This is a genomic window from Oceaniferula flava (assembly GCF_016811075.1).
Lineage (GTDB): Bacteria > Verrucomicrobiota > Verrucomicrobiia > Verrucomicrobiales > Akkermansiaceae > Oceaniferula > Oceaniferula flava.
In genome coordinates this window covers 25107-47149 of the sequence record NZ_JAFBGL010000013.1, presented here as the reverse complement: position 1 = coordinate 47149, position 22043 = coordinate 25107, and the positions used below count along the sequence as shown (strand labels likewise).

The 22043-nt window shown below is 54.0% G+C and carries 18 protein-coding genes; 8 read left to right on the top strand and 10 right to left on the bottom strand.

From position 1 onward, the window contains the following. Positions 1-79 precede the first annotated feature (79 nt). From JO972_RS15715 to JO972_RS15690, 6 genes are all read right to left on the bottom strand, one after another. A complete protein-coding gene (locus tag JO972_RS15715) occupies positions 80-1426 on the bottom strand; it encodes a hypothetical protein (RefSeq protein ID WP_309491039.1) in 1347 nt (448 codons plus the stop codon). Positions 1427-1519: 93 nt separating this feature from the next. After that, positions 1520-2272: a hypothetical protein gene (locus JO972_RS15710; RefSeq protein ID WP_309491038.1), complete on the bottom strand. Its 753-nt coding sequence runs from the start codon at positions 2270-2272 to the stop codon at positions 1520-1522. Positions 2273-2404: 132 nt separating this feature from the next. Continuing rightward, on the bottom strand, positions 2405-3145 hold the full coding sequence (locus JO972_RS15705) for a PEP-CTERM sorting domain-containing protein (RefSeq protein ID WP_309491037.1): 741 nt from the start codon (positions 3143-3145) through the stop codon (positions 2405-2407). A gap of 285 nt (positions 3146-3430) precedes the next feature. Beyond that, positions 3431-4351, bottom strand: a complete 921-nt coding sequence (locus JO972_RS15700; protein ID WP_309491036.1) for a PEP-CTERM sorting domain-containing protein — start codon at positions 4349-4351, stop codon at positions 3431-3433. 298 nt (positions 4352-4649) lie between these two features. Beyond that, positions 4650-5366: a PEP-CTERM sorting domain-containing protein gene (locus tag JO972_RS15695; protein WP_309491035.1), complete on the bottom strand. Its 717-nt coding sequence runs from the start codon at positions 5364-5366 to the stop codon at positions 4650-4652. 251 nt (positions 5367-5617) lie between these two features. Beyond that, entirely contained in the window at positions 5618-6319 is a 702-nt protein-coding gene (locus tag JO972_RS15690; RefSeq protein ID WP_309491034.1) for a PEP-CTERM sorting domain-containing protein, read from the bottom strand. A 448-nt stretch (positions 6320-6767) separates the two neighbouring features. On the opposite strand from JO972_RS15690, the gene JO972_RS15685 reads away from it, so the two are divergent. After that, positions 6768-8048: an O-acetylhomoserine aminocarboxypropyltransferase/cysteine synthase family protein gene (locus JO972_RS15685; RefSeq protein ID WP_309491033.1), complete on the top strand. Its 1281-nt coding sequence runs from the start codon at positions 6768-6770 to the stop codon at positions 8046-8048. On the opposite strand, the gene JO972_RS15680 is transcribed toward JO972_RS15685, so the two are convergent. The 3 genes from JO972_RS15680 to JO972_RS15670 all read right to left on the bottom strand — a co-directional run bounded on the left by JO972_RS15680 (position 8045) and on the right by JO972_RS15670 (position 10789). Next, complete coding sequence (locus tag JO972_RS15680) at positions 8045-9022, bottom strand: ABC transporter ATP-binding protein (RefSeq protein ID WP_309491032.1); 978 nt, start codon at positions 9020-9022, stop codon at positions 8045-8047. The two genes, JO972_RS15685 and JO972_RS15680, sit on opposite strands and share 4 nt — an antisense overlap. Positions 9023-9203: 181 nt before the next feature. Then, positions 9204-9611 (bottom strand): HIT domain-containing protein, encoded by a 408-nt coding sequence (locus tag JO972_RS15675; RefSeq protein ID WP_309491031.1) that lies wholly within the window; start codon positions 9609-9611, stop codon positions 9204-9206. 83 nt (positions 9612-9694) lie between these two features. Continuing rightward, positions 9695-10789, bottom strand: coding sequence for a GntR family transcriptional regulator (locus JO972_RS15670; protein WP_309491030.1), 1095 nt, complete (start codon positions 10787-10789; stop codon positions 9695-9697). A 113-nt stretch (positions 10790-10902) separates the two neighbouring features. Here JO972_RS15670 and JO972_RS15665 point away from each other — a divergent pair, with 113 nt between their 5' ends. The 7 genes from JO972_RS15665 (at position 10903) to JO972_RS15635 (ending at position 20752) form a co-directional block, all read left to right on the top strand. After that, entirely contained in the window at positions 10903-11820 is a 918-nt protein-coding gene (locus JO972_RS15665) for a carbohydrate kinase family protein (protein ID WP_309491029.1), read from the top strand. Positions 11821-11921: 101 nt separating this feature from the next. After that, positions 11922-12860 (top strand): sugar ABC transporter substrate-binding protein, encoded by a 939-nt coding sequence (locus JO972_RS15660; protein WP_309491028.1) that lies wholly within the window; start codon positions 11922-11924, stop codon positions 12858-12860. A gap of 15 nt (positions 12861-12875) precedes the next feature. Then, a complete protein-coding gene (locus tag JO972_RS15655; protein ID WP_309491027.1) occupies positions 12876-14351 on the top strand; it encodes a sugar ABC transporter ATP-binding protein in 1476 nt (491 codons plus the stop codon). A 27-nt stretch (positions 14352-14378) separates the two neighbouring features. After that, complete coding sequence (locus tag JO972_RS15650) at positions 14379-15359, top strand: ABC transporter permease (RefSeq protein ID WP_309491026.1); 981 nt, start codon at positions 14379-14381, stop codon at positions 15357-15359. 20 nt (positions 15360-15379) lie between these two features. Continuing rightward, positions 15380-16876, top strand: coding sequence for a mannitol dehydrogenase family protein (locus tag JO972_RS15645; protein WP_309491025.1), 1497 nt, complete (start codon positions 15380-15382; stop codon positions 16874-16876). 115 nt (positions 16877-16991) lie between these two features. After that, positions 16992-18248 (top strand): carbohydrate porin, encoded by a 1257-nt coding sequence (locus JO972_RS15640; RefSeq protein ID WP_309491024.1) that lies wholly within the window; start codon positions 16992-16994, stop codon positions 18246-18248. 1304 nt (positions 18249-19552) lie between these two features. Next, on the top strand, positions 19553-20752 hold the full coding sequence (locus tag JO972_RS15635) for a reverse transcriptase domain-containing protein (RefSeq protein WP_309491071.1): 1200 nt from the start codon (positions 19553-19555) through the stop codon (positions 20750-20752). A gap of 56 nt (positions 20753-20808) precedes the next feature. Here JO972_RS15635 and JO972_RS15630 read toward each other — a convergent pair whose 3' ends face one another. After that, on the bottom strand, positions 20809-21864 hold the full coding sequence (locus JO972_RS15630) for an HNH endonuclease (protein WP_309491023.1): 1056 nt from the start codon (positions 21862-21864) through the stop codon (positions 20809-20811). Positions 21865-22043 lie beyond the last annotated feature (179 nt).

Genomic DNA, 22043 nt, shown 5'->3' with positions numbered 1-22043 from the left:
GGAAGCGTTCGAGCAGCACTGTGCTTGGCTGTGCGCGTGCTCTTCGGTGTCTGCTGGCGTCAGTTAGATCAGGCTTCCGTTAATTCTCATCGTTTGGTAGGGACACGCCGTTTTCTTGCGCCCATGTTGCTGCGGCTTGGGGTGATTCCTTCATCCATGCCTTGAGCCCCACGGCGGTGGCGACGTTGCGGAGCTTCTCGTCGCTGATCTGTTGGCTCCATGAAAGCGCGGCCGGTTTGTCGAACTCGAACGAGGCCTTGGCGAGTCCGGTGATGCCCTGATCGCGCACTTGTCCGGCGGGTTGATCGGCCAGCCAGGTGGCTGCTGCTTCAGGGTTTTTGTGGGTCCAGTGCCACATGGCATCGTTCATGACTTTGGCACCTTTTTCGTTCAGGGGGAGGGATGCCAGCCACTTGGCGGCTTCGTCGGGAGCTTTGCCGATCCATGCTTCGGCGACCGATTTGACGAGTTTGTGCGGCTTTTCCTCATCGAGGTTCTCCGCCACATATTCCGCCGCTGCCTGAGGTTCGCTCTGGGCCCAGATGGCCAGCGTGTTGTTCAGTGCCTTCGGTCGGTCGTCATTTTCCAGTCCTTCCACCCACGCCAGTGCCGCACGCGGGTCCTTGGCGGCCCAGGCTTGGGCAATGTCCGCCACCACGTGCTCGCGGCTTTTGCCGGGTTCGATTTCCATCGCCAGAGTGGCGGCGCGTAGGGGATCGGTCATGGCGATGCTTCCCAGCACTCCGGTGAGCGCGCCGAGCCGTTGATCGGTTGGCACACTGCGTGCCCATGTCAGCGCTGCCTCCGGGTCTTGGCGCACCCATTCTTTCGAGATCGTGCCGGCAATAAACTGATTCATCCATTTGCTGCCGGCGAAGGGGTTTTCCGGATCGTTGAGCCAGGCGATGGCGCGTTGGGGGTCTTGGGCGGCGATGGCTGCGATCACGCTGAGCGGAGCTTCGCCATAGCGATTAGTGTCCACTTCTTGCAGGCTGGCGAGAGCAGCTTCGGGGTCGAGTTTCGCCCAGTGCGAGAGCAGCATGTGGGAGAATAATTTCCCCTCCTGATCCCAGTGCGGAACCACACGGCGCAGCTCCGCCAGTGCCTCTGGGATCTCAGTGGCGGAAAGCGTGCTGATGTAGGACGATAAGGCGTCGAGGCGGGTGCTTGGATTCTGGATGGCGAGTAGCTCCTGGACGCTGTGCACCTTGGTTGCCGTGCGGCGGTCACGCACCCTCTCGCTCCGAACTGCCGCTGCATTCCTGAGACCCAAGTGCACTCTGCTCGAGCGATGCTCGGCAGCGGCCTTGAGCTGATCGTTTTCCTGCCTCAGTGCTGCACCTTGCCGGATTTGAACGAGCACAATGACTCCGAGCAACAAAGTGCTGGCGATAAGGGCGTAGGAACTGTTTTTTGAGATGGCCACTGAGCTTCCTAAATAGCACAACTAGGCTCCCGGGGGAATCTGGAATGCTTACTGATTTCCCCTCAAGTAGTCGTCAAGCAGTCGGCCAGGCCTTTAGTAATTTTGTAAATGGCGCTCCTGCGTGGCGTCTTCGCGCTGGTGCAGGAAGACGAATTTGTGCGCTCCGGACAGCAAGATCACGGTGAAAATACCGATACCAAACAGCCAGCTGTTGCCGGTTCCTAGCATCGCAATCGTGAGGGGGGTGACGATCAACGGGTAGAAGGCGATATCGCGAAGCTCAAAGACTTTCTCCACGATCCGAGCTGCGAGGCCTGGTGGTTCCACTTCACTGGCTAAGGGCCATTCCCAACATTGAAACGACTGCGCTCTGAGCGAGTAGACTTCCGGTTTGAGATCGATCGCTTTGGAGCGACTCCAGGCCTGGACTTTCTCGAGAACAGTCACGCCTTCATCGCGCGGGCTGCCGGATGCGCGCAGAACGGTCGCTGCCGGTATTTGAATGAAGGCATCACGTCCTTCGGTAATGCCTGGTTCTTTGTTGGAAATGAGGCCGATCAGCCAAGTTCCGCTTTGGCGGTTGCGGCGGCGGTAAGCGCAGGCGGCATCCCACTCGAAATTGCGGGCTTGTTCCACCACAGTTTGCAGCGCGCGGTCCTGGTCGTCTTGTGTGCTATCTGCGGGGATCTCAGTGACCAGTAGCCAGCGTGGCGCTTGCCGGTGCAAACGCACCCAGCACTGAACCGAGCTTCGGTTTTTAATCCACAGCGCCGCCAGGGTTAGAGGAATCAGGCCGAGAAAAATAATCCACGAAATGACGTGAACGATCGTTACGAGAAGAGTCACACCCGTTGGTAATTCGGCAGGTGGCGCTGTGCAATGTTTTTCCAGCGATGTGCGTGCCCGGCATAGCGGTAAACATGGTGGACCGTTCACCATGTTTGCCGCCAGGCTATGGACGCGTGTGCAGCAAGTTGATTATTTACGACGACGGAAGGCCATCGCCAGGGCACCCAAACCAAGGAGGCTAAGTGAGGACGGCTCAGGAACCAGACGGAATGTGGTGCCGACAACAGCTCCCGACTGATCTGTAATATCTTCTCTGAGAATATCGGCGGCAGTGGCGGTGACGCCATCGATGGTGAAGGTATCAAACAAGCCGACGGTTGAGGCCCCGACGATCTCGCGGTTGGTCACCTGGCTTAAGGTGATGCTGCCGGTCCAGTCAGAGGACAGGTTGAGACTATCGGTGGTGAATTCTGGCGCATCACCGGTGAAAACGAGGTCGGCATTACCTGAAACATCAAAAATGGTTCGTGCGATGTTCTGGGTAATAATCATATCGGCGTTATCCGTCACGACGATGTTGATCGTTTGGGATGTTCCTGCGGAGTAAACTAAGGAGGTTAATACAGCGTTATCCTGCACAGTGAGCGTGTATCCTTGGTCGAGGCGGATGTTGGTATTGTCGGATAACACATTGAAGGTGCCACCCACTATGAGATCGGCAGCGATCTCAAAAGATCCTGGGTTCGCAGGGTTGATGGTATCGGCTGCTGGGTCATTGCCTGTGACGCTATCGGCCCAGTTGGCTTCGGCGAAAAAATCGTTGTTTCCAGCTCCGCCATCAAAGATGAGAGTGGCAGCTGAGATCAGGCTCGATGATGTCATCAGAGCGGCAGCGCTGAGTAAGTATTTGTTAATTCTGTTTGTTGTCATAACGAATTTTGATGTTCTTTGTGATGCTCTTTAGTTGTCTAGGATAGACACTGATAAGAGACCATGGAATCTAGCTGATCATGGGCGAGAGTGGGCAAGCATGGATTCCTGTTTGGTCTGAATTTTCAGTGTCTGGTGTGTTATCGGCACCTGAAAAAGTGAGCAGAGATGAATCGGAGAAATGGCCAATGATGGACGCATGATATCTTCCGGGCACAAAAAATCCCCATGCTCACAGTGGAGCATGGGGAAGAGGTAAGTTTTACCTAAGAATGGCGATTACCATTAAGCGCGTTTGCGGCGCAGCAGGAGGGCGGCGGATCCAAGTCCGAGAAGCAGGGATGAGCTGGGCTCGGGGACTGGGATGACATCGGCCAATTCGGTGCCAAAACGGATTTCGTCAAAGGCTTCGGTTTGGCCTCCAGATATGGAAATTGTGTCGAAGGTGGTCTGATCGACATCCAATGTCATTGTGGAGAAGGCTGTGCCGGGGAGACCTGCCGCCGGATCGGTGACATCATAGAGAGTAATCGTATCGTTAGAGCCGTCTGCGGCCCAATCAATCCGACCGACAATCAGTGAGAGGGAATCTCCGGTTGTGATAGCATTCGATGCGCCGTTACCTTGATCGATGGTGCCGTCCGAGAAAGTTACCCCTTGGATGCCGACACCCGCAAAGGTGGTATTACCAAAAAAGCCAACACCGACGGCGTCTCCGCTATTGGCAATGGTGGTTCCTGCTCCATTTTGAGTGCCCGAGCTGGAATCAGTCAGGCCAGCGTTACCAAAAATCAGTGTGCCATATGTGTTGGCTGGCTGTCCGCCTGTTGTCGCCGTGTTGATCGTGGGGTCCATCAGAACGCTGAACCAGATGGTGGTGTTATCAGCGGTAAGATCGGTGACCGAGCTCGCTGCGATCAAGCGTGTCGCTGTTGATCTTCCATTTCTGATGTCCCTCTCTGCAGACCCTCCAGTGACTTCAAGGCTTCCGAAGCTGAGTCCGGAGCCAACCGAGTGAGGATTGGTTCCGCTAGAGTTGAGCCCTGTCCAGAGGTTGGAACCAAAGCCGATTCCCGAGCCGTTACCGTCTAAATCGTCACCAGAAGTGTATTCAAAACCTTCATAAAGGGTGAGTGCTGCTTGAGACGATTGACTCGCGAGGAGTAATGACGTGGCGGCTGCTGTGAGCGTGTGTAGTAGTTTCATGATGTGTGTTCTATGCGTAGTCTGATAGTGAATGGATATTAATCGCTGCTAAAGCGAAAGCGATACATCGACTTCAGAGCAGTTGAGATGCCAATTTCAATTGGATCGACTGAATGGATTGTGAGAATTGGGAATGTTTACTGGATAATCTGTATGGGCTGTTATCTTTGCCAAAGCGTGTTGGCTACAAATGAGATCGATGCAATTTGGGTTGATGATCGCTTAAGCAGCCCACTCCCCGTGCTCACAGTGGAGCATGGGAAGAGAATTGGGTTTTAACCCGAAAGGCGATTTGCCATTAAGCACGCTTGCGGCGAAGCAGGCTCAAGCCTCCGGCCAGGCCGACGAGCAGGGCTGAAGATGGCTCGGGCACAACGGCTCCATTGAGAGTCAGGCTGTCAATGGCGGTGTGGCTGCCTGCGATGGGGGCGTCAAGAGCCGCGATGTACAAGCCGTAATTGGTATTCGCATCAAGCGTCAAAGAGCTTAAGTCGAAGGTCAGGGTTTGCGAGCCTTCTGAGGCGGTGTTCACCGCGGGCGTATCAATGGCGCCGCTGTCATAAATGACGTTGTTCGCATTATCGATATCAATGAGCTGAACTTGAAAGGTATTGTCACGGGCTGCTGGCTGAATCACACCCTGGTTGTTCACGTTGGTCCAGAGAAGGTCGAGGTCGCCCAATGCGATGCCGGAGCTCAGCGTGGTGAAGTTGATCTGGGTGTTCCAGTCACCGCCGCTGCCAGTGTTGTTGTGGGGCGCGAAATAACCGTTGGTTTCGGCCGTTGTCCATAAATCCCCAGCTGGCGTGATCGTGGTGTTGCCGGGGGAAATGATGCCGTTGGTCACGCTGAGCGAGCTGCCCGGAGCGGTAATGCCACTGCTTGTCCAGGAGATGTTGTTCAGTGTGGTTCCAGCTTCGCTAGAGCCTGAGAAGTCGGTGGATAAAATGAATGCGGCAGAAGCCACGGAGGGCATGAGTGTTCCGAGGATTAGAAAGGCGGATGTGTGTTTCATAGTGATTTTGTGGTCGCTAGGGGTGATGGGGACTTAATCCTTAAAATTTAAGCTCAAATATTACCAAATTATCACAAAAATGATTGCTGTTCTGATCAGTGCAGACCAGAGAATCGGCATAGGTGATTTGTGGGGGCAAAGGGCGCTGGCTCGAGATTCGTTGCGGCCTGAACCCCAAGCGAAAAAAATCCCCATGCTCACGGTGGAGCATGGGGAGAGAAGTGGGTTTTAACCCGAAAGGCGATTTGCCATTAAATACGCTTGCGGCGAAGCAGGCTCAAACCTCCGGCCAGGCCGATGAGCAGAGCTGAAGATGGCTCTGGCACTGGAGTGCTGGTAATTTGCATAAAGTTGATGCCACCTCTGGCCTCTCCGACTTTGCTCAGCACCAAGCTGATTTCTCCGTTAACGTCTGCGGTGAGGTTGGAGAAGGTGGTGACTTCATCATTGTCAAGGATCTCAGCATCGGTGATATCTTGAGAACCTGAAGCGTCGGTTACGTCGTAATTCCAAGACCCGGTTGTGCCAGCTCCACGAGCATTATAGATGGTGACCTCATAGGTGAAGTTTGCATCGAGGTTGGAGAGGGTAATCGTCGGTGAGTTGGCGAAGATCACATTGATGCCATCTCCAAGGATGTCTGCATCGCTGACTCCTAAGGCGGTGGTGACTGCAGATGCGTAAGGTCCATTGTGAGCGTTACCAATAGTGTTCTCGTAAGTTCCTACGTTGCCGGTGCCAGGGTCGACTGTGACAGTAATGCCAGTCGAAGCTCCGGTGGTATCGATCAAATCGGCAATGCTGTCGGTGGTGTTTTCTAAGATATCAGCGGTGGCGATGTTATTGATGTTGCCTGTTGAGATCGTTCTACCGAAATCGACGTTGATGGTGGCTGCTGATGCTACGGCAGGGAGCATGATGCCTGCGAGCATGGTAAGATGTTTTAGTTTCATAGTGTGTGGTGTTCTTAATCGATGCGAGCTGAGAAGTAGTGAGTTTCATTCTTAGCTATGCATTCAATGTAGGGGGCTTGGTCTAAGCGCACAATCGAACAAATATCGAGTTTTGTGGTGTTTGTGGAGTCGAGAGTAGTGAATTGGTATCGTATGAGTTAATTGATTCACCATGATGATATGTCTTCATGTTGGGGTGGGGCGCTTTGGCAGCAGTGGGCTGTTAAGGGCTTGGGAGCAAGTTGGTTGTGCTCTAAGTGTCTAGCAGGATTGGAATGGCTCCAAGCCCGCCGCTAGCCATCCTCATTCGTTAGGATTGGTATGCATAGGGAACCGGTTGAGGAAAGCTACGTATCCTGGCATGACAGAGCTTAACGTTGAAGTTCAGGATGGGGCTGGGTGAGATGGGGAATCGTCAATATTTGAACCTATTGTTGAACGCATCATCATGAAACAAGAAACACTCTGCATCCACGGTGGATATACGCCTGACAATGATACCCATTCCTGCACGGTTCCGGTCTACCGAAGCACGGCCTTCACTTTTAATAACACGGAGCACGCGGCGAACCTTTTTGCGCTGCGAGAGCTGGGCAATATTTATAGTCGTCTCACCAATCCCACAACCGGGGTGATGGAAAAGCGCTTGGCACTTCTCGAAGGGGCTCACGAGCTGGGTGGGCTCGGCCATGCCTCAGGGACGGCGGCAATTTTCAACTCGATCATCAACGTGGCCTCGGCGGGCGATAATATTGTTTCGGCTCAGAACCTCTACGGTGGCACCTACACCCAGTTCGCCAGTATTTTGCCGGCTATGGGGATTGAGGTGCGCTTTGTCGATTCCAGAGACCCGGATAACTTTGCCAAGGCGATCGATGGTAAAACGCGAGCCTTGTTCTGCGAGACGATTTCCAATCCGGCCCTGGATATCACGGATCTGGCAGCGGTCGCGGATGTGGCCAAGGCGCATGGTTTGCCGCTCATGGTGGATAGCACCTGCACCACGCCTTATCTGAGCCGACCCATCGAGCACGGTGCCGATGTGGTGATCCACTCCCTTACCAAATGGCTGGGCGGTCACGGCGCCGGACTGGGTGGCATCGCGATTGATGCCGGTAAATTTGATTGGAAAGGTGGCAAGCATCCCTTGTTTGATGAGCCAGACGCATCCTACCACGGGCTGCGCTGGGGCCATGATCTTCCCGAGCCTCTGGCACCTTTGGCCTTTATTTTGCGGATGCGCACGGTGCCACTGCGCAACCTCGGCGCCTGCATCGGGCCGGACAACTCATGGCAAATCATGCAGGGCGTGGAAACACTTCCACTGCGCATGGAGCGTCATTGTGAAAATGCGTTGGCTGTGGCGAAGCATCTCAAGGAGCACGCGAAAGTCGAATGGGTGCGATTCCCCGGCCTGGAGGACGATCCGGAATTTGCCAACAACCAGAAGTATCTCGATGGCAAAGGCGGTGCCGTCGTGGTCTTTGGCATCAAAGGAGGCGCGGCCGCTGGCAGCGAGTTTATCAACGCGCTCAAGATGTTCTCTCACGTGGCCAACCTCGGCGATGCCAAATCATTGGCGATCCATCCGGCAACCACGACCCACTCGCAGCTCAGCGCGGAGCAACAGGCGGCAGGGGGAATCCCGCCGGAGCTGGTCCGTCTTTCCGTCGGTATCGAGCACATCGATGACATCCTCGCCGATCTCGATCAGGCGCTCGGCGCCTAGCAGGCCAAGCAGCCAGGGCAGTCCTGGGCGAAATGCTTGGGTGAGATTTCCACCAAGGGCGGCGGGGAGGTGACATTGCACAGCGATGCATCTCCCAGCGTGTTCCTTGCGTGGAAGGCGCAGCCTGGAGGCGGATCGGAAAGGTCGGGAGGCACGCCGGGGATAGTGTAGAGTCGTTCACCCTTCGCGTGGGTGGCGGGGATGCTCTTCATCAGCGCGCGGGTGTAGGCGTGTTTGGGATGAGCAAAGAGGTCCTGGCATTGGGCGCGCTCCACGATGCGGCCGGCATACATCACATTGACATCATCGCAGGTCTGGTGAACCACGGCGAGGTCGTGGGTGATGAGGATCACGGCGGTGCCGAGCTTTTCTTGACGATCCTTGATCAAATCGAGCACCTGCTTTTGCACGGTGACATCGAGCGCGGTCGTTGGCTCGTCACAGATCAGCAGTTCTGGACGTGTGATCAATGCCATGGCAATCATCACACGCTGGCGCATGCCGCCGGAAAATTCGTGAGGGTAGGACTGGATCCGCTTTTCCGGATCGGGGATGCCGACTTCCGCCAGCGCATCGATGGCGCGGTGCAGGGCGGCTTTCCCTTTGATGCCCTCGTGGATCTCCAGTGGCTCGGTCAGCTGCTCGGAGATCTTAAGGTAGGGGTTGAGCGAGGTCATCGGATCTTGGAAGATCATCGAGATGCGCTTGCCGCGGATCGAGCGAAGTTTGCGCTCTGGGGTATTCAGAAGATCGATGCCATCGAACATCGCGCTGCCCGCGTGAATCTTGCCGGGAGGCTGGGGGATGAGACCGATCAGTGAGTAACAGGTAACTGATTTCCCTGAGCCGGATTCGCCGACGATGCCGACGGTTTGTCCTTTATCGACAGAAAAGGAAACGTCCTCCACGGCGCGCACAATACCGTTGCGGGTGTGGAATCGGGTGGTCAGGTTGGAAACTTCGAGCAGTGGCATGCGCATTTTTCTAGCCCGAAATTTGAGAATGGACAGAATTAATCTCCGCTCTGATCGATGAGATGGATTTTTCCCAGCGATCGCTCACTTTTTCGTCAAGCCCCGTGGGGAATCGCGGATGGAGTCCGCTGTCTCGGATAGCTTATGAAAAAACGAGACAGCTGTCTGGGGCGGTATCGACTCAGCCCAGCTGGCGCTGGTAGGCAGCGTGGATGCTAAGAGCCGATTCCTTATCGTATGGTTGCTCGACATCAGAGCCCCAGACGACGCCGGGCCAGACAGGATCACCTTCGTTGCGTGCGACGATGTGGATGTGCAGTTGGCTGACAATATTTCCGATTGTGGCAACATTCAGCGTGTCTGGCGAGAAGTGCTGTTCCACAAACTCGGACAACTGCCGTGTAGTAAACATCACGGAAGCGAAGTCTGTGGCCTCTAGTTGATGGAGCTCGGTGATCGAAGCATCCACTTCAGGCACCAAGATGAACCAGGGGAAAACGGCATTGTCCTTCAGGAGAACACGGCATCTGCCAAGGGTGCCAAAGTCGAAGCCGCCAGCGGCCAGTTGTGGGTTGAGTTCAAAAGACATGATAAGGTCCTGCGGCGAGTTCAAAAAACCGCTGATGATGCTACCCAAGCGGGAATCATCGGTCGAGGCAAGGAGATGTGTATTTAACTGGTGGGGGAAACCGAGGATGCTCGTTCGATGAGTTGGCCTTGGATGGTGACGCGTTTGATCGGCGTCTCAGGATGCTTGATCCGGTTGATCATAATATCGGCTGCCACCTTGCCGATCTCCTTACACGGCTGCTGGTAACTGGTCAGTGGCACGCTTAGTAATGAAGCGTATTTGACATCGTCGAACCCGCAGACTTTGACTCGTCCGGGGATATCAACATTTCGGTCTAACAGGTTCCGCATGAGCGTCGCTGCCGTACTGTCGTTGGCGCAGATGATTCCATCCACCCCATTTTCTAACATCTCATCGATGCTTTCACCCGGTTCGGCGGTGTGGTAATCGAGTGTGTAAAGGCTGGTGGCTAGCAATCCCTTCTGGACGAGGGCCTCACGGCAGCCCATACGACGCAGTTGCACGGTCATGGCGGGATTCCCTCGAGTGACAAATGCCAGCCGCTGACAGCCACCCTCCAGGAGGTGTGTGGCCACCACGTAGCCGGCTTCGATGTTATCAATGCCAATGAGATCGCAGCGTGTTTGTCGAGGCCAGCGGAAGATATCTCGATCTAACAAAACAACGTGTATGCCGTGGTCCTTCAGTCGCTTGAGGATCATGTGATTGAATGCCTGAGGTTCCACGACATGCTCGGCAGGGGCGAAGAAGACACCATTGACCTTGGCCTCGATGAGTTGTTTTGCCATAGCTTCGGTTTGCACTTTTAAATCATCAGAAGCAGTCACTTCAGCGGGGAGCATCATTTTCACACCAGCTTCAGCTGCCATTTCAGCAATGCTGATGCAAATAGGCTCGAAAATTTCAGTCTCCTGTAAACGGGGGATTAAAAAGCCGACTTTTTGCTTCGATTTTCCCGGTGCCATGACCTGTGTGCCGAAGCCAGCCTTACGTTTTACTAGCCTTTCGTCGCTCAGCATTTTGAGGGCTTTGGCGATGGTCGGGCGAGATACATTGTACTGCTTACACATCTCACTTTCAGTGGGTAGTAGGTCTCCAGGTAAGTATTTACGTTCGCGGATTTTTAGCAGGATTTCGTCGTAAATCTGTAGGTATCTGGGTTTTGAGTCGCTCATATGGACGAAATGTTACCTAAATGTAATTCCATGTAAAGTCAAATGTGACTCTTTTACGTTTACATTTCCCTGTTTTCTGATTGTTTGGAAATAGAACCAAGCGCATGCAAAACATGAATAATACAAATACTTACAAATGGTCCCAAATGAAAGTTGCTGGCTTAGGCGAGCTGCTTTGGGATGTTTTTCCACATGGCAAGCGCCTCGGAGGGGCTCCTGCTAATTTTGCATGCCACTGCCGCCAGCTGGGTCTGAATGCTGTGCCCGTTAGCAGCGTAGGCTTTGACGAATTGGGTATGGAGGCCACTTCTCAGCTCAATGAACTGGGGCTCGATACCAGCTACGTGCAGGTCACCAAAGATTACCCAACAGGACGCGTTCTGGTGGATCTCGATGAAACAGGAAAACCACACTACCAGATTCTTGAGGACGTCGCTTGGGACCATCTCCGCTACACCGATGCATTGGATTCCTTGGCTCGGTCGACCGATGCCGTTTGCTTTGGCGTGCTAGCTCAGCGTTGTGAGAAAACGCGGGAAACCATCCATGACTTTCTGCTGCAAATGCGTCACTCCACCTTGAAAATCCTCGATGTGAATCTGCGTGCTCCGTATTTCTCGCGGGAGCTGGTGCAGAACTCACTCGGCCTGGCAAACATTGTGAAGCTAAGCGACGAGGAACTGCCGGTGCTGGCTGATTATTTTTCCTTCAGTGGCGATGTCTACACGCAGCTGGAAACCCTTCGGAGAGGTTTTGCCCTGCAGCTGGTTGTTTACACCCGCGGCGCGGACGGCAGCGTGCTGATGGCAGAGGATGAAGTGGTCGAGACCAAGGGTGTCAAGGTGCAACCGGTTGATACTGTGGGTGCTGGCGATTCATTCACTGCGGCAATCTGCACTGGGCTGCTGCAGAAACGTTCATTGCATGAAACCAACATTTTTGCTAACAGGGTAGCTGCATATGTGTGCTCTCGCTATGGCGCGACTCCTAAGTTGCCACAAGAACTCATCCACGAAGAAGTGCACGCATAACGCTCGGCTTATTCAAAAACGAACCATTTATTCCACACACACACCAAAACACAAAAAACCCCGCCCCCCCAAATACAACAACTAACAACCCAAACGAACCTATGAAAAAGAAACTAATCGGACTGTTGGCCATCGCCGCTATGCTTGTGAGCGTTGGCTGTAACCGGAACCAAGATGGCGATCAAATCAAGATCGGCATGACTGTTCAGGATTTGAGTAACCCCACCTGGTCAGGATACTGCCAAGCGATCCAAAAAGAAGCGGAAGCCAATGGCGCCAAGATGAACTACGTGGCATGCGAGAGTAATGTCTCCAAACAGATCATGCAGATCGAGAACTTTGTCTCTCGTGGCATGGATGTGATCATTGTTCACCCAGCCGATCCGGAAGGCATTGAGGCCGCCTGTAAAGAAGCCCGCGCCGCCGGCGTCAAGGTCATCGCCTGGGATGACGATCTGAAAAATGCCGACGTCCGCTGGCTGATCGATAACTACGACCTCGGTTACCAGGTCGGCAAGGAAGCCGCTGATTTCATCAAGGAAAAACACGGTGGCAAAACCGAAGTGGCGATCCTCAACTACCCACAGCTTCCCGTTCTGTTAGCTCGTGGTAAAGGCATCCGCGATGCCATCACCAAGCTGGCTCCCGATGCTACCATCGTCGCTGAAACCAGCGCCATCAACCCGAAGGAGGGGATTTCCAAAATGGAGACCATTTTCCAATCGCACCCCAACGTCAAGGTCGTGACCGCCATCGGCGGAGGCGGATCCGTGGGGGCTAACGAGGCTGCCAAGGCTGCTGGCAAGATCACTGATGACTTCGGCATCTTCGCTGTGGACGCAACTAAACCTGAACTCTCCGCCATCAAAAACAACGAAGGCGTTCGGATGAGCGTGATCGTTACTGGCACCGATCAGGATGTGGCCACGACTGTTTTCGGATTTGTCCAGAAGCTTGCCGCCGGCGAAGAATTGCCTGCTAAGATCTTCCGCAAACTGATTCCTGTCACCAAAGACAACGTCGATCAATACTCCAAATAAAACCTCCTTGTCACCATGTTCCTGCAACTGAAAAACATCACAAAACGCTACCCGGGCGTCGTCGCTCTCAACGATGTCAGCCTGGATGTCATCGAAGGTGAAGTCCACGCACTCGTCGGAGAAAACGGCGCCGGCAAATCGACACTCATCAAGACCTGCACCGGTGCCATCACGCCGAACGAGGGAAGTGTTGTGATTCAGGGGCAGGAGTTTACGTCACTGACACCGAAAGTGTCAGAGCAGATGGGAGTCTCGGTGATCTATCAGGAATTCAACTTGGTCGATGAACTCTCCGTGGCGGAGAACATCTTTCTCGGTCGCGCCATCCGCAAGGGCCTGGTGATCGATCGGAAAGCCATGGAGAACAAGGCGGCTGAGATTTTCAAGCAGTTCGATATCAAAATCGACCCCGCTGAACTGGTGGGGAATCTCACCGTGGGCTATCAGCAGCTGGTAGAAATTGCCAAGGCGGTTTCCCAAGATGCCAAGATGCTGATCATGGACGAGCCCTCTGCGCCGCTGACCCAGACCGAGGTGGAAGCCCTCTATGTGATGGTGGAAAAGCTCAAGGCTGCCGGGGTCACCATCGTTTACATTTCCCACCGCATGGATGAGATTTTCCGACTTTCGGATCGCATCACCGTGCTGCGTGACGGCGAGAAGGTGAAGACGATGAATACCTCGGACACCAATCTCGATGACCTGGTCACTCTGATGGTCGGCCGTGAGCTGACCGCCACCTATCCAAGCCGCAACAAGTGCATCTCTGACGAGGTGCTGCTGAAGGTGGAAAACCTATCCGGCAATGGCGTGGAAAACATCAACCTCGAGATCCGCAAAGGCGAGGTGCTCGGATTGGCCGGCCTGATTGGCGCTGGGCGCACCGAGCTCGCCGAGCTGCTCTTCGGCGTCAAACACAAGACCGGCGGCCGTGTCATCCTGGAAGGCCAGGAGGTGAATCCATCGATCCCCAAGGACGCCATCAAAGACGGCATCGCTCTGGTGCCTGAGGATCGGAAAAAATTGGGTGCTTTGTTAGATGTCGATATCCGCGGCAACATCAGCATCTCCATCCTCGATCGTATTTCCAAATTCTTCACCATCGATCAGAAGGAGGAGCGCCGCATTGCCGATCACTACCGCGATGCCATCCGGATCAAAACGCCCAACCTCGAGCAGAAGATCAAGAACCTCAGTGGCGGAAACCAGCAGAAGGTGATCATCGCCAAGTGGCTCGCCACGGAACCATCACTGGTCATTTTTGATGAACCCACTCGCGGCATCGACGTCGGTGCCAAATCTGAAATTTATGCCCTGGTCAATAGTCTGGTTGAGTCAGGGAAGGCCGTTCTCATGATTTCCTCCGAGATGGAGGAGGTTATGGGCATGTCCGATCGCATTCTCGTCCTGCACGAAGGGAAAATCACCGGAGAGCTGGATCGATCCGAATTTAACCAAGAAAAAATCATGAGCTACGCCTCACGCAACTAACCGAACCTTACAACCTCTTTACGAACCATGAACACAATTGACAACGCAACACAGTCGAGCAGCACGATGGCGAAGGCCATCGACATCGCCAAACGATTTGGCATCTGGATGGTGCTTCTCGCTCTCATCATTCTCTTCACCATCGCTTCGGAAAATTTCCTGGTCAGTAATAACCTGCTCAACGTGGCACGTCAGGTTTCTATGTTAGGAATCTGTGCGGTGGGTTTTGCTTTTGTGCTTCTGCTGGGTGGCATTGATCTCTCGGTGGGCTCGGTGATCACATTGGTCAACATCGTCTGCGCGTGGCTGATGGTGGAGTCCGGCTGGCATCCGGCGATGGCTGTGGGTGCGGTGCTGGTGCTTTCCGCTGCCATCGGTTTCACCAACGGCTGGATCATTGCGACGCTGAAAATGCCTTCCATCATCGTGACTTTGGCGATGATGATCATCATCGAGGGCGTGGCGTATCTGATTTGCGGAGGTCTTCCCATCTACGGTTTTGTTGAGTCCTTCTCGGTGATCGGTCAGGGATACGTCGGACCCATTCCGATCCCCGTGATCATCATGGTGGCCATCATGGGCCTCGGTGGATTCATCCTGAACAAGACCTTTTTCGGTCGCTATTTCTACGCCGTGGGTGGCAATGAGGAGGCTGCCAAGCTTTCCGGAATCGATGTTAAAAAAGTCAAATACCTCGTCTACACCCTGTCCGGATTCTTCGCCGGAGTTGCTGGTGTGGTGATCCTTTCCAGAACCAACTCCGGTCAGGTGCTGTCAGGAAAAGGTTTCGAGTTCGATGTGCTCACCGCCTGTGTGCTCGGTGGTGTCAGTGTCACCGGTGGCTTTGGTAAAATCTCCAATGTGCTCGCCGGGGTGCTCATTCTCGGGGTGCTCAGCAATGGCCTGGTGCTCATGGATATCAGCCAGTTCGTCCAGATGGTGATCAAGGGCTCCGTGCTGATGATCGCTGTGGCGCTCGATTGCCTGCAACACCGTAAAGAAGCCTAACACCAATCCCCATTGAGACTATGAAAACGATCTTTCCCCTGAACCAACGTCACCTCGCCGACCTGCCAGAGTCGGTGCAACGCCCGAGCTATGACCGCGAGAAGCTGACTGCCGGCATCATGCACATCGGCGTGGGTGGCTTTCACCGTTCCCACGAGGCCTGTTACACCGATGACTTGTTGGAAAAGACAGGCGTCGACAACTGGGGGATCTGCGGTGTGGGGCTGCGTGAGGCCGACCGCAAAATTGCCGATGTGCTCAAGCGCCAGGACTACCTCTACACCCTGATCGTGAAACATCCGGACGGGAAAATTGAAAACCGCGTGATCGGCTCGATTGTTGATTTCATGTTGGGCTGCGAAAACCCGACGGCGGTGATCGATCGTATGGCCAGTGAGCAAACCAAAATTGTTTCCCTGACCATCACCGAAGGCGGCTACAACTTCAATCCCGCCACCGGCGAGTTCGATTTTGAAAACCCCGATGTGAAACACGATCTCGAGCATCCGGAAAACCCGCGCACCGTGTTTGGCTATCTCACTGAAGCCTTGCGGAAGCGGCGTGTGGTCGATCTGCCTGCGTTCACCGTGCAGTCCTGCGATAACATTCAGCACAATGGGGATATGACCCGCAAGATGCTACTGGCATTTGCCCATGCCCAAGACGCCGCCCTGGCGCAGTGGATTGCCGAGGAAGTTAGTTTTCCCAATGCCATGGTCGATCGGATTACGCCAGTAACCACGCCGGAAGACATCAGTATGTTAGAAAATGACTACGGCATCCGCGACGAGTGGCCGGTGACCTGTGAGCCGTTTTCTCAGTGGGTCATCGAAGATAAATTCAGCAACGACCGCCCGGAGTGGGAGAATGTCGGCGCCCAGTTTGTCCCTGACGTCACTCCTTACGAGACGATGAAGATCCGCTTGCTCAACGCAGGGCACTCGGTGCTCGGGCTGTTAGGATCAATCCATGGCCACGAGACCATTGACAGCTGCGTCGCCGACCCGTTGTTCGAGACCTATCTCCGCCGTTTCATGGACACCGAGGCCACACCGGTGCTCGGCACCATCAAGGGGATCGATTTGGACGACTACAAGAGCTCGCTGATCGAGCGCTTTGGGAATCCGAACATCAAAGACAATCTCGCACGGATCTGCCTGGAAAGTTCATCGAAGCTGCCCAAGTTCCTGATCCCCACTATCCTTGATAACCTGGAGCAGGGGGGCAGCACCGAATACGCCGCTCTGGTCATTGCCGCCTGGTGTTATTATTCGGACAAGGGTGTCGACCGGCATGGCAACAAGCTCGAAATCGTCGATGAGATGAAGGCTGAGCTGCATAACGCGGCAGCCGGCACTTCGCAGGACAAACTCTCATTTCTCAAACTCACACCTGTCTTTGGTAACTTGGCAAAAAATCAGGTCTTCACCCAAGAGTATGCGTCGATGGTCGATGAACTCTATGAGAACCCGGACATTTCCAAGCTGATGCAGGCTCTTCTTTTCGGCCGCGAGTAAACGCACACTCCTCGCGAGTAAACCCCCACCTATCTCAAACGCTTGCCTCGGTAAGTGTCACGCTACCCCTGTGCCTAAGATTAGGCCGTTTCGCAAAAAACAACCCAAAACAACCATGAACAACACCAAAAAATACACACAAGTCGCCTTGTCGGTCTTCTCTGCCGGCATGCTGTCGGCACACGCAGAAGACGTCACACCCATTGCTCCGCCCTTGGCGACCACGGCAGCTACTGAGGACGACGCGAGCTTTAACGCGGGCGATTACCTGACGGGCGACTGGGGAGGTCTCCGTCCGGACCTCATCGATAAGGGGATCACCCCCTTCCTCTATTACGATTCTATTTTCGGAGCCAACGTTTCCGGCGGCATTGCCAGGGACGAGGACTTTGCCGGGCAGGTCTATGCCGGCGTGGATCTCGATCTTGAAAAGCTCTTCGGTTGGGAAGGCACCACCATGAAGATCTCCACGGTGAATCGCCACGGAAATACCATCAGCGGCTCGGTTGGCGGCATCTATGATCCGATGACCATTTACGGTGGTCAGGTGACTTACCTCTATCAGCTTTTTCTTGAGACACAAATCAACGATCAATGGTCGTTGAAATTGGGTCGGGTTTCCGCGGACACCGATTTTGCCAAGTCCTCACTCTACGGCTACTCCCTGAGCACCGCGATCAACGGACCGATTCGTGCCACATTGTTAGAAAACTCCATCACCTCCTTCCCATACGCAGTGTGGGGTGGACGCTTGAAGTATAACCACAATGAAGAACACCAGTTCCAACTCGGTGTCTACCAAACTGGCCCAGACCAGTGGGACTTCACCAAGAACGGTCTGGACTTCAGCATCCGCGATGAGGACGGCGTTTCCGTGCTGATGCAATACGATTGGACACCGCAGATCTGCGGTCGTGACGCCCGCATCTTCGTGGGCGCCATCAACTCCTTCCGCGACTTTGACAACTTCAACGGCGGCACCACCAACTTCTTATTCCGCGCCTACGCCCACGCCGAAGTGGAAGTGGCAGACGGAGTGAAAGTCTTCGGTATGGCCAGTTACTCCGATGAGGACAAGGTGGCCAAAACACCGCTGCAGATCAGTGCTGGCGTGAATTACAAGGGGCTGATCTCTGGGCGTGAAGACGATCACACCTTCTTCTTCGCCACCTACGGTCAGCTCAGCGATGAGTATGGCGATTCCATCGGTGAGAGCGTGACTTCCGAGTTGGTTTACGAGCTCGGCCACCGCTTCCAAGTCACGCCGTCCTGCTACCTTCAGCCATCGGTTCAATACATCCAGAACCCAGGCGGAACCGGTGACATTGACGATGCCGTCGTGCTCGGTGCATGGTTTGGACTGAAGTTTTAAAGGTCTCCAGAACTAGATGTGAGAGCCGCGGGGAGACCTGCGGCTCTTTTTTACTCTTATGAATTAGATCGTGAGTTGGATTATGGGGCTGATCGCAAGTGGAGTGGACCCCAGCATAGCCAATCATCTTCCGACGGCGAGTGATGATGAATGGGGTGATGATATGGTTTAAACACAACTGGGCTGCTCAGCGGCTAGAGGGGAGGCTGTCATGATATGTTCTATGGTTTTAGCGGTTTATCGAAGAACCCAACAGCAGCCCTATAGGTTAGCGTCCCTCTCTAGCCATAGCTGGTAATGCCGGATCCATTCGTGGTTTGGATGGACCACCCATCGGGACTCGGAAGGGCTTCGTTGGTCAATGGCATAGAAAATAACCCGTGCGCCCTTTACCTCGATACTCACCTGAGCGGCTGCATGCGGTATCTTTAGCCCTCTGACGTAAACGTGCACCCGCAAATCCTCGCCAGAGCCAACTCTACTGATCTTGCTGATTGATGCCAAGGCTTCGCGAAATCCCCACTCTCCGGCGGGGTCAAAGTCAACGATCTCATTGAGCAATTGCCCCAATTGATCTTTGTTAGAGTTATGCTGTTTCATGTGCAAAGAACTTCGAAATTACACCTTCGACAATCGATTCGTCGAGCCTGTTGAGTAATCGAACGTCAAAAGTGACTCACGCGCGGTAGCGCGTTGAGTCCACTGCCTTGTGTGTGCCCAGCATGGGCACGTTGTAAATGGGGTTCAAGTCCCTTGTAGAAATACCAAACATGAAAATGAAGAAACTACTATCCGAAGCCAACTATGGAAGGGTGACCGACCATGGGAATGAAGGCTAAGAGAAAGCTGCGAGCCGATGAATAAGAACTGTATAGAAGGCCGACGTAGCGCGCCGAGCTGGCACAACACAGCGAAGGCATCAGGTATGCCTGCGGAGGTAAATACGGCGGTAGTGCAGTGGAGCAACGTGCAATTACCTGGGAGGCCTCATCGCCAAAGGGAGGTGAGGAGTCAGCCGAAGCCATAGTAGTCGGGATAAAACGAGTCGGGGGGCGAAGAATGCCCGAGTTAAACAATGAGAGCCGTGGAGCCACTACCCGACGAAGGGCCGAACCAATGAGTAGGAGATTGATCCCGTGACGGACAACCCAGCCACTAACGCCAGTCGGCGCGGTGAACTTGAGCGCCGTCATGGAGAGAAGAATGAATCTCCTCAGGAACGAACCATGATCGGGCAAATTCTCGGTTCCGCGAACCTTGCCGAAGCTTGGAAACGAGTGAAGACAAACTAAGGTTCGGCCGGAATCGACGGTATGTCGGTGGGTGACTTTCCGGACTTCTGCCGGAAGCACTGGCCGAGGATAAGTGCGGATCTTATGGAAGGGAACTACCACTCCGCGCTCGTGCGCAGGGTGTTTGTTCCAAAACCCGACGGATCGAAACGTCCGCTGGGAATACCGACGGTGCAGGATCGCATGATCCAGCAAGCCGTTGCACAAGTGATCAGTCCGCTTCTTGATGCGGACTTTAGTTCAAGAAGCTACGGATTCCGTCCGAACCGATCGGCTCATCAAGCCGTGGAGACGATGGAAACCGGCTGGAAGGAAGGTCGGCGGCATGCCGTCGATTGTTACTTCAAGTCGTTCTTCGACACCGTGAACCATGACAAGCTCATGACATCGTTGCGCGAAAAGATCCGGTGCCGCAAGACTCTGGGGCTCATTCGCCGCTACCTGATGGCGGGAGTGAGGTTGCCGGATGGCACCCGCGAGGCCACGCACTCAAGGAGTGCCACAAGGCGGACCACTCTCTTGCTGTTAGCCAACATCGTACTCGACCCACTTGACAAGGAACTCGAAACGCGCGGACATCATTTGGCCCGCTACGCCGATGACTTTATCATACTGGTGAAAAGTGCAAAAGCGGCACAAAGGGTGATGGAAAGTGTTGTCAGGTTCTGCGAAGGACGACTCAAACTGGTAGTCAACAGGGTCAAGAGCCGAGCCACGTTACTGGAATCGTGCACCTTTCTGGGATGCCAGATAGGGCACCGAGGCAAGCTGATGTGGACGGACAAAGCCCTGTTACGGTTCAAGCAACACGTGCGGGGAATCACCCGTCGCAACCGCGGACACAAGGTGCAGGACGTCATTGATGAACTGTGCCTCTACACTCGTGGCTGGCTTAACTACTATAAACTCAGCTGCACCTACGCCGAGGTGTTAGAGTTAAGTGAATGGGTCAGGCGAAGTGTGAGGCTCTACTACTGGAAGCAGTGGAAACAGCCCCGCACACGCCGCCGTAACCTACTCGCGTTGGGAGTCTTTCCAGAGCGGATTCATATGGCGAGCAGGAGCCGTAAAGGCTACTGGAGAATGAGTAACAACTCACTGGTTAGGCTGGCGCTTAACAACTGCTGGCTGGAGGAACAAGGAGTTCCTAACATGAGGGGGATCTGGATCTCTCTTCACTACCCTGAACAAAGAAGCGTTCAGGAAGTCTGATTGGAACCGCCGGATACGGAGCCGTATGTCCGGTGGTGTGGGACTCGTGGCTGACGCTAGTCAGTCACGGGGACCCGATTAGCCGTTGTTTTCATGTAAGGCTTCCACAAGTCTGGAAGTGACAGAAGAGTTGTGAACACGGGTCGTCCTGCCATTTCTGATTCAGGAAACACGATATCTGTTACCAGCCCTACTAGCGTGCCGTCTGGCCTAAACAATGGTGCACCAGAATGATTCAAAGCGCTAGGAACGGGCGTCAGATAGCCAGTGTGAATGCCTCCTTCAATCGGAGATCCTCGAAAGGACACATAGGCATCCTGAAACTGAAATTCCATCGCCCCGCGTAAATCCTCTGTGTTGTCCGGCGTGCTAAGGTATCCGACGTGCTCACCAATGTAGATGCTTAGTTCGCACCGAATCGGAGATTCGTTCGCGGCAAAATTTGATTGCATCTGCTTTAGCTCATCTCCGAAATGCTCAGCGAGAACGCTCTCTCGGTATGATTCGTCAACTGGATCAAGTTCAATCAATCGCAAATCTCCATGCTTCCTCGGAGCGTCAATTACTTTGAATTTCGTCATCCCAATCGGTTCAAACACCGATGGATGGTCGCCCCTCAACTCGAGAAGGCTATCGATCATGTCGAGCACTGAACCGGGAACGACTGCGATCCGTGGCTTAACGAACGTACATGTTCCGACCTTTACGAATCGCTCCCGGTCGACGAAGCCGATCTCGCAAGCTCGGTTGTAGTATAGTGACGAAGCCTGGGCGAACCCGCGCTGAGGGTCATGGTGGGGATTCTTAGCCTGAGCTTCTAACCTCTCTACTCGCCGATCGAGCTTTTCACCGAAGTCAGCGCCCTTCGAAAGATTGGCTTTGTAAATTTTCATCGCTTTACGGTCAATCACGCCGCTATCAAAACGGGTGTGACAGGTAGGGCAGAGTGCGATCAAGTTATGAAACTCATGCTTCTTGACTTTCGCCCACGGTTCAATGTGGGCAAGCTCAACAGGTGTTTGTCCGCAAGTGGGAACAGCGCATTTGTGACCTGCCTCGATCTTAACGCTTCGCGCGAGTTCAGCGGGAATAGCTGGGCGGTTGGCAGGCATTTCTTCGGTGAACAGTGTTATTAGTGAACTCAGGTAGTAGGGGCTTACAGATGTTTGATCATGTAGAATTATTCAACACAGAGCGAATACCCGATTTGATTGAATGGACTCTAGTCTGTTAGGTCTAGGGGCGGCAAGAGAAATAAAGACGAAGCAAGATTGATTGTCTGGATGTTTTT